Here is a 12,381-nt window from a genome sequence, read left to right as displayed (position 1 = left end):
CCGTAGGGGGAAAAGAAAAATGGCTAAATTCAAAAAAGCAGGGCTTCTACTTGCAGCTTTGGGACTCGTTTTCGTTACAGCTTGCAGCGGTAATACCGGCAAGAACGCAAACAAAGAAGAGTCAGGTTCAACGAATACTAGTACTAGTACAGCTGATAGCGCATTCGCCGCTGGCAAATACGATCCACCGATTGAAATCAGCACCGTATTGATGCCGATTAAGAACTATGGCGGTAAAGGCGATACGAAGGAAAACAACGTCCACGATCGTTGGATGCTTGAAACACTTGGTATTAAACATAAGGATACATGGTATCCAGCAAGTGATGATCAATACAGACAAAAGCTTCAACTTGCTATTTCTTCAGGCGAGAAGCTTCCGGATTTTGTAAAGGTACCAACAAACGCTGTATTGACTAACCAACTCATCGATTCTGGTCAGTTTATTGCAATTGATGAGCTGTTTGACAAGTACGCAACAAAAGTTTGGAAGGACCATGCTGAGAAAAACCCTGAGCTTTGGTATCCCTTCACAAGAGATGGCAAGAAATACAATGTGCCATTGATGGAGTACACGAACAATGACAACACGCTGCTTTGGCTTCGTGAAGATTGGATGGAGAAGCTGAAACTAGAGGCTCCAAAAACAATTGCAGATCTAGAAGTCATTATGGACAAATTCAAAAACGAGAACCCTGACGGCCTAGCGCCAAAAGATGTTTATCCACTAGCGATTTCTTTGAAAGGCGCTACGAACACTTGGATGGGCGGACTCGATTGGTTATTCGGTGCTTATGGTTCTGTTCAAGAGCAATGGAACAAAGATAAAGACGGAAATCTTGAATACGGTTCCGTAAATCCAGGAGCAAAAGCAGCGCTTGCTAAGCTTCAAGAATGGATGAACAAAGGTTATATCCATGCAGACTCCGCTTTGTGGGATGAAGGCAAGTCAGCAGAAAGCTGGACAAAAGGCGCAGCAGGCATCTTGCCAGGCGCGAATTGGGTACCAGATTGGCCGGCTCCAGATTTGTTGAAAAACGTACCAGGCTCCAAATATAAAGCTTACCCGGTACCTGCAGGTCCGGACGGTTACATGGGTACAAAATGGCAGAACTCTGGCGTAAACGCTAGTATTATGATCAACAAGGATGCGAAGCATCCGGAAGCTATTTTCTTGTACTATAACTACTTGCTTGAAAACCTAGCGAATCCTACGGTTGGCAGCAAATATGAGCATGGCTTTGCACAAGGCTATGACTGGGATATCGTAGACGGTCAACCAACGAGCAACAAGGATAAAATCCCTGGATTTACGAACGAATTCCCGTTCATTACAGGTCCGGCTCGTATTCCTGATCTATTTATGACAACTTTGGTTAAACTTGCTGACGGAGCTGCTCCGGAAACACCTTACGAGAAACAAACGGCTGAATTCCGCAAACCAGAAAACTGGTATGCAGCAAAAGTCGTTATGGATCAAAAGGATATTCGCAAACAAAACTACTTTACAGGTGCAGCAACAGAAACAATGGTTTCGAAATGGAACTTGCTGCGTCAATCCGAGATGGAAACGTTCAACAAAATCATCTACGGCAAATTGCCGGTTGATGCTTTCGATGAGTTTGTATCCAGCTGGAAAGCAAATGGCGGAGACCAAATCACAAAAGAAGTTAATGAGTGGTTCCAATCCGTTTCTAAAAAATAAAGATCTTGGCCCGCAGAGTCTTCTGCGGGCTTTTTTGTGTGTGTTGGGATGTGCGGTGCGAATGGGGAGGAGGTGGGTGGCATGAACAAGATAAAAAAGGGGGGATAGAGAGGCTGGTGCTTGGAAGGTGGATTATTACGTAGAACAGTGCTGCGTGAAGCGGATAGAGCAGACCTGCTTGAGCGTAACGGACATCAGAGCGCTTATTTGTATCGAATTGGCTGTTTTTGAGGAGCTAACGGACATGAGATCCGCTATTTGGGCTAAAGTGCTTGAATTTTACCCCTTTTTACTAGAATAACGGATCCTATGTCCGTTAAATTCTAGATTAGACATAATTATTGGAAATAGCGGAACCTATGTCCGATAGGTGCAAGCCTGTAAATGCCAAGCACTGTTTTGAGGTGATTTGGTGTCAATGATTTCGATCGCAGAGTATATGGATGAATGTGAGAAAAAGCTCTGAAGGGTATATGTGTGAAAGATGATCATGCTACGAAAGATGCGGGTAGTATGGGTTTGGTAAACAATTGTGTGTGGAGCGGTGATTGTGAAGTGGGAGTGGGCGTGGATGACGATTGTGCTTGGAAAACGGTAGGTGGTGCGATAAACAATTGTGTATGGACGAGTGATGGTGACGACGATCGAGCGCGGAACGAAGCAAGAAATATGGTGGTTGAGTAGACTATTGTATGGGAACTGTGATTGTGGTGTGGGAGAGGGTGTGGCGGTAAATCGTGCTACTAGAGATGTGGATGTTTTGTGTGCGAACAACATTATGTGGAACAATAATGGTGGCTTGCTCGTAGTGGACGATTGAGCACGAAGCGGCGGCGCGGATGTTGTGTGTTTGGCGAAGGATTCGGAGTAGAACGCTGCAATGTGGAATGGATGAAGCATACCTGCTTGAGCGTATCGGATATAATATCCGTTGTGAGGAGGAAATAGTGCTACTAGAGATGCGGATTTTTTTGTGCGAACAACAGTGTGTGGAACAGTAATGGTGGCTTGCCAGTAGTGGACGTCTGAGTTCGGAACGGTGAGGATGTTGTGTGTGTGTGGCAAATGATTCGTTGTAGAATGCTGCTATGTGGATGGATGAAGTATACCTGCTTGAGCGTAACGGACATCAGAGCGCTTATTTGTATCGAATTGGCTGTTTTTGAAGAGCTAACGGACATGAGATCCGCTATTTGGGCTAAAGTGCTTGAATTTTGCCCCTTTTTACTAGAATAACGGATCCTATGTCCGTTAAATTCTAGATTAGACATAATTATTGGAAATAGCGGAACCTATGTCCGTTAGGTGCTAGCCTAAGGATGCCCAGCAATGTTTTTGAGGTTGTGCTTGTTGGAAATAGCGGAACCTATGTCCGTTAGGTGCAAGCCTAAGAATGCCCAGCACCGTTTTATGCTTATGATTGTTGCATGTCCGTTATTTCGAGTATGCAGCAGTATGCAGCATGCTTAAAAAAATAGCTGTTCCAGCACCACAATTGCCATCGTGATAATGTCCTAATAAGATGCTGGGTTAGTTTGTATGGTGTAACGTAGTGGCTAAATGGACTTCGAAATCATCTGAATATATGCGGCATACATGCGTCCGAGCGCTCGCAATAACATCGGTTGTACAAATACGAGTATTAAGCCGATCCCGCCAGCTATCCAAGAGCGCTGTGCAGAAGTAATTTCTGCGTAAAAAGGAAAGAAGGTCCAGGTGGACTGAAATAGATCAAAGTTGAAGAAGTCTGCACTCACCTTATAGGCAAATGGGGAAAGCATGACTGCATAGGCGGTAACCGGCAGGACAATCCCTAGTGTAAACCCGATAATACCTATCGGAAGCTGCAATAGGCTGTACAGAATACCTTGGTAGGTTTGACCTTTTCCAAGAAGACGAAACAATGACCGCGAGCCTTCCCAGCTAAGGGTTAGTTGTTCGTCTACCCGATCAAGCGATTGGGAATTACTTCGACACCAAGCTAGAGTAGATTGTTGTTCCTTGACCATCAACCAGCGACACGCTGCAAGTGTCGCCCACAACATGGGCAATCCAACCCATAAGATGATCAGCGGCAAGCTTACTGATAAACCTGCAACAGCTATTACAAATGCTATGATTCCTTTCGGAAGCGACATTAGAAGCATGGCCCAAGCTTTTACGGCACTTTGTTTTTGCATGTTTAAACCCCTCTCATACCAACACTTCCTTCAGTATAGAGGGATCATTCTACTTAAGCATTGATCCAAAGACTGGATAGCGTGCTCGACTTTGGTCTAGTATTCTTATCGTTTTTTTGGAAAACAAACTCAGACCAACCGCTCTGTATCCTGCGTTCTCTCAACCAACACGCGCATTAAGCCTTTTAAAACATGAATTTTTTGGAAGCAAAAAGAAAATACCTGCTCTCTAGTCAGTTCCAGCAAAATGGTGCGGCTAATGGCTGTACAATCGGCTGACCGCGGCTGTCCGTCGATGATGGCCATCTCACCAAAACATTGTCCAACCTCGAGTGTTGCAAGCTGCTCAGACCCTTTATGCACTTGCACTTTTCCTTCAATAATTCCGTACATGGTGTCACCATCCTCACCAATGCCACAAATTCTCTCACCGGGCTCATACACGGATTCTTCCACCATTCGAGCCAGTTTTATAAAGTCTTCTTGTGAGCAGTGGGCAAAAAGGCTAATCTTCTGCAGCACAAGAATACGCCTAATAATCGTCTCGTTTCGATCTTCAACTTCAATTGACGCAAGAGCATGATCCTCGACAGCGGCTTCTTCTATTGCAGTATCCAGAACGGCTCTTGAAACCTTCTCATTGGTGTTGCGCAATCGAAGCGACAACTGCTTCATCAGCTCCATAGCAATTTCGGTTCGATCAAAAATCATTTCGTAAAATGCACTCGAAGTCAGCTCGTATAGGACGACATTCTCTTCCGCTATAACGGTTGCAGAGCGAACTCTTTGCGTGATGACGCTTATCTCGCCAAAATAATCGTAAGCGCTGAGCTCATTTATTTTGTGGCCATGGATATAAATGCCTGTACGGCCTTGTTCAATAAGATAGAGAGAGTCACCAGCATCTCCTTCGCGAACGATTTCGACTCCTTTATTTATCCATACCTTTTGCAGGCGCATCGCGATGTTGAAGAAATCACGGCCTGTTAAACCAGCAAATAAAGCTACACGTTTGAGCAAATGAATTTGTTTCATAAGTGAATCCTGCATAAGCTTATCGTCTGATTGTGTTAAATAATCAATATTTAGATTAATCCAAGGATCGCCTTGATCATAAAACCACTGTATTGCTTCTTTAACATGCAATTCCGAGGGAGCTTCTTCTCCGGGAGTGGAAGACGATGAAATGATTTTTGTCATGTCAGTCCGCAATTTCCCTTTAAGCAGCTGGTCAATTACTTCAATGGCATTAGCCTGCTGCCTAGCATTGCCATCCTGCCAATTGGCATACACAGCGTGAATGGACCTTGAGTCATAAAGAAAGGCCAGCAGCTGGAAAATCCTTTTTACATGACGAACCCGCATCTGTTCAATCGCCTCAGCTAGATCACTCATACGATTTCTATTACCGATAAGTGCAAGTTGCTCCACCCATTTAAAATAATAGGAAATCTCCTGATCGATCAAATGCTCAGCATGTTTTTTGTCAACCTGATTGGATCCAGCATGAATCCGAGTTGCAGACTCAAGCGTTTTCTCCCTAAGCTCGCTGGAAAAGAGCAGATAATGCCTCAATAAGGCATCAAGTGCAGCTTGTGTTCCAATTTCCTCTAATACACGTGGCAAATGAAGGTTAAGCTCTTTCGCAGTCATGCGGCTTTCAAGTATAGGAATGATGATGGCCTCATCATAGCTTGTTAATGCAGCAGTAGCTTGAAGCCTGACCTTGCTATCATCAAGAAGCGGAATAATGAACCGAACCAGCTCGGGTACTCGCAATGTGGAAGCAGACTCCAATGCCCGTATACGAACGAGATGGGAGGAGTCCTCGAACATCGGGATCAACGGTTTGTAAAAGCTGGCAATGCCAATTTGTCCGAACAAGCCTGCCATGGCAATACGCTCTTCTTCCTGTCCATTTTTGAGCAGCTCCTTTAATACGCCGACGGCTTGGAACATGCCTTCTATGCCGTAATATTTAATTAATCCGACGATGGCTGCTGCTCGTATATGAACATCCTCATCATGCAGATAGGCAGTAATGCGATCTAATTGCTCTTCCAGCGCATAGGCAGATAAGGCAAGGATGGCATGGGCGCGAATGATAACTGATGATGAAGAAAGATGGGCTTCAAGCTTCTTTTCACCAAGGGCAGGCGTGCTGGATTGAAGGTATTTCAATGCCTCGATTTGCAGCTCCTGAACGGGATGCTGAAGCAGAGGCGTGATCTGCTCATTCATATCAAATTCTTGAATGCCGCTAAGAATCGCAAAAGCATATAAAGCTTGCTGCTTGTCATGTCTATGCAGCGCTCCGGCTAAAATCTGAATACTCGCAGGATCTACGAAATCCGGCTCATCTTGAAGGTCCATGCTTTTGGATTGAAGGGTTGATAGCAGCATACTTAAATAGTTTTTCTTAATTTTTATCGCCGCAACTATACAGCAGCCAATCAACGCAAGAATAAAATAACTGATTTGCTCAATCGCGAACCATTGCGAAAGCACAATGAGACTGATTGCCGCGATTCCTTTGGCACCATTTCGTACGATGCCATCGAGGAAACCTTTGGCTCTGCCGCGCCATTCGGGAGCAACGGGAAACATGATGAGCTGACTTACGGAGGAGTATATCGTATCGCCAAGCACCTTATCGCTTGCTTTAACTGCAGTTGCAATGGCAAGCACAGGCATGATGAGGAGAGCGAAGCTTCCTGTAAACAAGACGATCGGAAAAACAAGAATGGCAGTCATGACACCATAGCGGGTTATCATTTTGCCGGAAATGAATAATTGAACAAATAGCGCGAGCAATCCCGCAAATCCATAAAAGCTGCCCATAAAGCTGGCGAGCTCTTCATTTTGCAAGGTACCGCGAAGAATAACTTTGAATTGATAATCAATAAGCGTCAGGGAGATTGTGAGCGTACTGGCCATGATCGCCACATATTTAAGATGAGGCACGCTTTGGAATAAGCCTTGTTTCTCTTCAACGGCTCGCGTTTGTGCTTTGGATAACTTTTTAACAGTAGATTTAATCGCGAAAAACTCGGCAGGATTTGGCACTCCACGCAGCAGCTTAAGGACAAACAGCAGGCAAAGCAGCTGCGCAGCGGCATAGATGAAGATTAAATTTTCGGTTCCTAACGGCTGTACCAGCAGCTTTAGACCAAAGCCGCTCAAAATACCGCCAACTAGTCCACCGCTTCCTACAAAACCAATCATGCGTTTCGCTTTGCGCTGATCCATAATGGAGGTCGCAAACTGCCAGAAGCAGACGATCATCAAAAAGTTTAGTACATCATATCCGACGTAGATGACGGGGAAAATCCAGCTGAAGCCGATCCCGACAGCAAGTCGCGAAAGAAGTGCCAGCACAGAAGCAATGATTATAACTCTAACAACGAGTTGATCGGTGCGGAAGCGTCCGCATAGCTTTTGGTATATAAATCCGGTTAAGAGAAGGGTGGCTGCTTGGGGCAAATACATATACGATAAGACGGATGCGTCGTATCTGCTGAGAAATAAAGTATCTGCTGCTGTTCGACTGAAAGTAGAAGCAGCGACGATGAAAAACAGATAACCGAATAAATAAAATATTTTGCTATATTCCGTTCGATCGGATTGAAATTGACGTGAGAGCAGAGTGAATGGATTAATGATACTTTTCTTAGACATGATACTTGTTCCTCTCCGTTTCTCTTCCTGCCCGCAATAGCTTAAGAAGAATAGTATATATGAAGAAAATACATATTGGAACAAAATTTGCTAGAATACTGCGCGATACGTATGGTCTTCTGGAGCAAGTAGTAGATTCTTTGCTAAAAATAATGTCATGATTTATGCTGTCAGACATTGCAAATGATAATCGCTATCATTTATAATGATAATGAATGTTTATATGTAATGCTTTCACAGGGAGAAGGGAGTGATCCGACACGATGAAAATGAGTGATCACCTAATGTTATGGAATCATGCTTCGATCAAAGTGATGGATATACGCCATACGGTCATGGAACCAGGCGAGGAGCTGCGATCGTATCGCTTGCCAACCAGCGCTTTTTTTTATGCGATTCGCGGCAGTGCGCAGATGTGGTCGGATGGAACGATGCACATGGTGAATCGATTTCATGTTTTGCATGGCGGCAAAGGAATGTGCCTTGATATTACCGCTCATGATGCTTTTGAATATTATATGATTTTTTATAAAGCTATTCTCGCTTTGCCTTCTCGCCAACCTTTAATGAAGCTAATGGAGACGGTTAACCCATTCCAACTGCAATATAGCTTTGTGCCTCATTATCCGATCCCCTTATATCATAGTGTTGAGCTAATGAGCAAGGAATGGCGTGAGCCAGAACTATTGGAGAAATTACATATAAAAACGTTATTCTATCAATTTGCCTATGAGCTTTTAAGTCAAATGAGCAGTCAAAACGTGAAGACCCAAAAGGTGGACCTCGTGTCACAAGTGGTTCGTTATATTCATGAGCATTCTTCAGACCGGGTAACATTGGACGAGCTTGCAGAGCTGCTGGATTGCAGCGTCAGTTACTTATCAAGGAAATTCAAGCATGCGACAGGCAAAAGTCCCATTGAGTATTTGATTGCTGTTCGAATCGACAAAGCGAAGGAACTTTTGCAAAATACAGATGCAACGCTGCAAGAAATAGCCGAGAGCGTAGGTTTCTCAGATGACAGTTATTTCAATCGCATGTTCAAAAAACATGTAGGCATGTCGCTTGGTCAATTTAAAGCAAAGGTTCAAAATAATCCTGTGGATCGTTCAAGATATACAATTGTCCCACGCAGAATCAGGCGTTATAGTGGTAATGGTTATGAAAATCATTATCAATACAAGAAAGTGGGAATATTCAAAATGTATAGAGGATCAAGAACACCAATGGCTGCATCATTATTGCTTTGCTTTGTTTTATTTCTCAGCGCCTGCTCTGCGGGTACGTCAAATACGAGTTCAACAAATGGAGGGTCGTCTGCACCAACCGCTAATGTGTCTGAAGCAGCTGCAACCGACTCCACACCAGCAAATGTTACCCGCGTAGTAAAACATGCGATGGGGGAAGCAACGATAACTGGCGCGCCTGAGCGTGTTGTTATACTTACGAACGAAGGAACGGAAGCCCTTCTTGCTGTTGGCATTAAACCGATCGGAGCGGTGCAATCTTGGATTGGCGACCCTTGGTACGACCATATCAAAGATGAGATGCAGGACGTTACCGTTGTAGGCGATGAACTGCAGCCGAATATTGAAATGATCGCGAGCCTGAAGCCAGATCTAATAATCGGGAACAAGGTCAGACAGGAAAAAATATATGATCAGCTAAGCCAAATCGCGCCGACCGTATTCGCAGAGGACTTGGTCGGAGATTGGAAAATCAACTTTAAGCTTTATATGGAAGCCGTGGATAAGACGGAAGAAGGCGAAAAGGCGATGGCTGACTTCGACAAGCGTGTTGCTGAAGTGAAAGCGAAGCTAGGCAGCAAAGCGGATACGAAAATTTCGGTTGCACGCTTCTCCGCTTCCCAGGTACGAATCTATCAGAAGCAAACCTTCTCGGGCGTACTCTTAAATGATTTAGGATTTGCACGGCCTGAGTCGCAGGATAAGGATTCATTTATTGAAGTGATGTCCAAAGAAACTATTCCAAGCATGGATGGAGACGTATTATTCTACTTCGTCACGGAGGCAGCTGGGAAGACAGATGCATCCAAGGTGGTAGAGGAGTGGATGAACGATCCGTTATTCAAAAAACTAAATGTCGTGCAAAACAACAAGGTAATAAAAGTAGATGAAGCGATTTGGAATTCTGCTGGAGGCTACAAGGCTGCAAATTTATTGCTGGATGAGATTGTTGCCTATTTTGATGTAAAGTAGCTTAGCATTGTTAGTCAGCAAGCTGACGTCGTGACTATCAGACGTCAGCTTATTTTTGATGAAAGGGGTGAAGTTAACATGGCATTAAGGCTCCATAGCCGTAAAAGAAAGCTGGTGAGCCTGGTGGCAGGCGCCGTGTTGCTGCTTATCGGTATGCTCGTTAGTATTCTATATGGCATCCATCAATTCGAATTAAAAGATTTATGGCGTGCCTATACGCAATTTGACGGTTCGGATGCACATCTCATTATTAGAAATACGCGAGTTCCTCGAGCATTAATTGCGGCAGCAGTAGGGGCGAGTCTTGCTATTGCGGGTGCAATCATGCAAGTGTTAACCAAAAATCCGTTAGCTTCTCCATCTATATTTGGCATCAATTCAGGCGCTGTTCTATTTATTGTTGTCAGCTTGGCTATGCTAGGCTCCTCACTAACCATGAACGGAATGGTTTGGATTGCTTTAGCAGGAGCAGCCACTACTTCTTTGCTTGTTTTTACACTGGGAATGCAGGGGAGAAGCGGTTTTGAGCCAATTAAGCTTACGTTGGCCGGGGCTTCTGTAGCTGCTTTTGCTTCCTCTCTATCCTCAGGCATTATGCTGATAAATAAAGAATCTCTTGATTCGGCATTGTTTTGGATGGTCGGTTCTGTATCTGGGAGACAATTAAATCATCTAACTATCGTATTTCCTTATATGCTGCTAGGATGGGTCCTAGCGCTGCTATTGGCAGGGTCTTTAAACGTGATGGCTTTGGGCGATGATAGTGCCAAAGGCCTTGGTCAGCGAATGATGCTTATCCGGGTTGTATCTGTCCTTGCTGTTGTACTTCTAGCAGGAAGCTCGGTAGCGGTGGCTGGGCCAATTGCGTTCATTGGATTAATTGTGCCTCATCTTTGCAGATATATAGTTGGAAATGACTATCGCTGGTTATTTCCTTATTGTGCGTTGGTAGGAGCAATCCTCCTCGTATTCGCTGATATCGCTTCGCGGTTTATCCTTATGCCCAAGGAGGTACCTGTAGGTGTAGCTACTGCGCTTATTGGTGTTCCTTTCTTGATTTATGTGGCGAGAAGGAGTAAACATGCATAGAGGAATAGGCAAATCTATCTTAATACTCGCAATATTAAGCATCGCACTGATTGCGTTGTCTATTCTTTGTTTATCCATAGGCGGTGTAAGCATTCCTGTTAAGGAAATCTTCCTTTCACTGCTGGGTAAAAATAAAGAGGGCAGCGACTTAATTATTATGCAGTTTCGTATGCCACGAATTGTGGCAGCTGTTTTAGTCGGCGCAGCCTTGGCGGTTGCAGGTGCTGTGCTTCAAGGCGTGATACGGAATCCGCTTGCATCACCAGATTTGCTGGGTGTGACCGGCGGGGCGTCAGTTGCGGTTGTAGCTTTTATGACGCTATTCACAGGATACAGTGTTCACTGGATTCCTTTTATAGCTGTCGCGGGGGCATTCGTTATTGCTGCTCTAAACTATACGCTAGCTTGGAAAAATGGGGTTTCACCGTTCAGGCTCGTACTTATTGGTATTGGCATATCGACTGCAATGGGGGCACTTACGATATTTCTGCTTATTAGCGGACCAGCCTATTTGGCTGCACAAGTGCTGAACTGGATGACGGGAAGCATCTACGGGACGAGTTGGAAATATATTGAGGTGCTGTGGCCTTGGGTCGCCATTTTCATTCCATTATCCATTCTCTATGCAAAAGAGCTGAACGTACAATCCTTAGGTGAAGCAACGGCAATCGGGTTAGGCAGTCGACTTCAATTAAGCCGTATGATTCTGATGTTCTATAGCGTAGCGCTTGCAGGAGCAGCGGTCGGAATTGCCGGAACTATTTCTTTTTTAGGTTTATTGGCTCCACATATGGCTAGAAAGCTTATCGGCCATTCTTATAAACTAGTAATCCCAGTATCCGCTCTTCTGGGTGCGATGATATTGCTATTGGCTGATCTGGCGGGGAGAATGCTTTTCCAACCGCTTGATATTCCAGCCGGCGTCTTTACCGCAGGTATAGGCGCTCCGTTCTTTATGTACCTTTTGTTTAAACGGAAAGCTTTTAAATGATGTTGTTCGCTTAAAAAGAAGAACGGCGACCGATTATGGTCGCCGTTTTTTCTTGTATAATCATTCTAGGAAGCTTTATAGCCAAGCAGGCAAAAAAAGTTAATATAACAAGGAGGCAAGTTATGCCCATTTATAATAAATTAGTCCGCGATCGGATTCCAGAAATCATAACGAAACAAGGTAAAATGTTCACTACGAGAATACTTGAGAACGAAGAGTATCTGAAAGAGCTGCGTACGAAGCTGGTAGAAGAGACGAATGAATACCTTGAAGCAGATTCTAAAACGGAATCGGTCGAGGAGCTTGCGGATATTATGGAGCTGCTTCATGCGCTTGCTGAATTCCACGACGTAACGATTGAGAAGCTGGAGCAAATTCGTGCGGAGAAAGCAGAAAAGCGCGGAAGCTTTAAGGAACGTATATATCTTATGGAGGTGGAGGAGAGCTAGCTAAAAAGAAAATCCCCCCGTATTCTGAACAATTCAGGGGGATTTTCCGTGCTAATGGCAGCAACGATTG

The 12,381-nt window shown here is 44.4% G+C and carries 8 protein-coding genes; 6 read left to right on the top strand and 2 right to left on the bottom strand.

The window, feature by feature from the left end:
- Nucleotides 1–19 precede the first annotated feature (19 nt).
- Both BK120_RS31750 and BK120_RS35050 read left to right on the top strand, forming a co-directional pair.
- Complete coding sequence (locus BK120_RS31750) at nt 20–1,705, top strand: type 2 periplasmic-binding domain-containing protein (protein WP_076271474.1); 1,686 nt, start codon at nt 20–22, stop codon at nt 1,703–1,705.
- A gap of 616 nt (nt 1,706–2,321) precedes the next feature.
- On the top strand, nt 2,322–2,525 hold the full coding sequence (locus BK120_RS35050; RefSeq protein ID WP_144376901.1) for a hypothetical protein: 204 nt from the start codon (nt 2,322–2,324) through the stop codon (nt 2,523–2,525).
- 736 nt (nt 2,526–3,261) lie between these two features.
- Here the strand turns inward: BK120_RS35050 and BK120_RS31740 are convergent.
- Together BK120_RS31740 and BK120_RS31735 are read right to left on the bottom strand one after the other, a co-directional pair.
- Nucleotides 3,262–3,885, bottom strand: coding sequence for a sensor domain-containing protein (locus tag BK120_RS31740; RefSeq protein ID WP_076271472.1), 624 nt, complete (start codon nt 3,883–3,885; stop codon nt 3,262–3,264).
- A 129-nt stretch (nt 3,886–4,014) separates the two neighbouring features.
- Nucleotides 4,015–7,563 (bottom strand): Npt1/Npt2 family nucleotide transporter, encoded by a 3,549-nt coding sequence (locus tag BK120_RS31735; RefSeq protein ID WP_076271471.1) that lies wholly within the window; start codon nt 7,561–7,563, stop codon nt 4,015–4,017.
- A 263-nt stretch (nt 7,564–7,826) separates the two neighbouring features.
- On the opposite strand from BK120_RS31735, the gene BK120_RS31730 reads away from it, so the two are divergent.
- The 4 genes from BK120_RS31730 to BK120_RS31715 all read left to right on the top strand — a co-directional run bounded on the left by BK120_RS31730 (nt 7,827) and on the right by BK120_RS31715 (nt 12,311).
- Complete coding sequence (locus BK120_RS31730; protein ID WP_076271470.1) at nt 7,827–9,782, top strand: AraC family transcriptional regulator; 1,956 nt, start codon at nt 7,827–7,829, stop codon at nt 9,780–9,782.
- 78 nt (nt 9,783–9,860) lie between these two features.
- A complete protein-coding gene (locus BK120_RS31725) occupies nt 9,861–10,871 on the top strand; it encodes a FecCD family ABC transporter permease (protein WP_076271469.1) in 1,011 nt (336 codons plus the stop codon).
- On the top strand, nt 10,864–11,862 hold the full coding sequence (locus BK120_RS31720; RefSeq protein ID WP_083682680.1) for a FecCD family ABC transporter permease: 999 nt from the start codon (nt 10,864–10,866) through the stop codon (nt 11,860–11,862). The genes BK120_RS31725 and BK120_RS31720 overlap by 8 nt, the downstream gene beginning before the upstream one ends.
- Nucleotides 11,863–11,984: 122 nt before the next feature.
- Nucleotides 11,985–12,311, top strand: a complete 327-nt coding sequence (locus BK120_RS31715; protein ID WP_076271467.1) for a nucleoside triphosphate pyrophosphohydrolase — start codon at nt 11,985–11,987, stop codon at nt 12,309–12,311.
- Nucleotides 12,312–12,381: the final 70 nt, after the last annotated feature.

This window comes from Paenibacillus sp. FSL A5-0031, from assembly GCF_001956295.1.
Lineage (GTDB): Bacteria > Bacillota > Bacilli > Paenibacillales > Paenibacillaceae > Pristimantibacillus.
The sequence above is the reverse complement of the archived record's forward strand: the minus strand, read 5'-3'. Positions and strand labels throughout refer to the sequence as shown.

Coding starts and splice junctions, on each gene's coding strand:
- BK120_RS31750 (WP_076271474.1), top strand. CDS start 20: ATGGCTAAATTCAAAAAAGCAGGGCTTCTACTTGCAGCTTTGGGACTC.
- BK120_RS31740 (WP_076271472.1), bottom strand. CDS start 3,885: ATGCAAAAACAAAGTGCCGTAAAAGCTTGGGCCATGCTTCTAATGTCG.
- BK120_RS31735 (WP_076271471.1), bottom strand. CDS start 7,563: ATGTCTAAGAAAAGTATCATTAATCCATTCACTCTGCTCTCACGTCAA.
- BK120_RS31730 (WP_076271470.1), top strand. CDS start 7,827: ATGAAAATGAGTGATCACCTAATGTTATGGAATCATGCTTCGATCAAA.
- BK120_RS31725 (WP_076271469.1), top strand. CDS start 9,861: ATGGCATTAAGGCTCCATAGCCGTAAAAGAAAGCTGGTGAGCCTGGTG.
- BK120_RS31720 (WP_083682680.1), top strand. CDS start 10,864: ATGCATAGAGGAATAGGCAAATCTATCTTAATACTCGCAATATTAAGC.
- BK120_RS31715 (WP_076271467.1), top strand. CDS start 11,985: ATGCCCATTTATAATAAATTAGTCCGCGATCGGATTCCAGAAATCATA.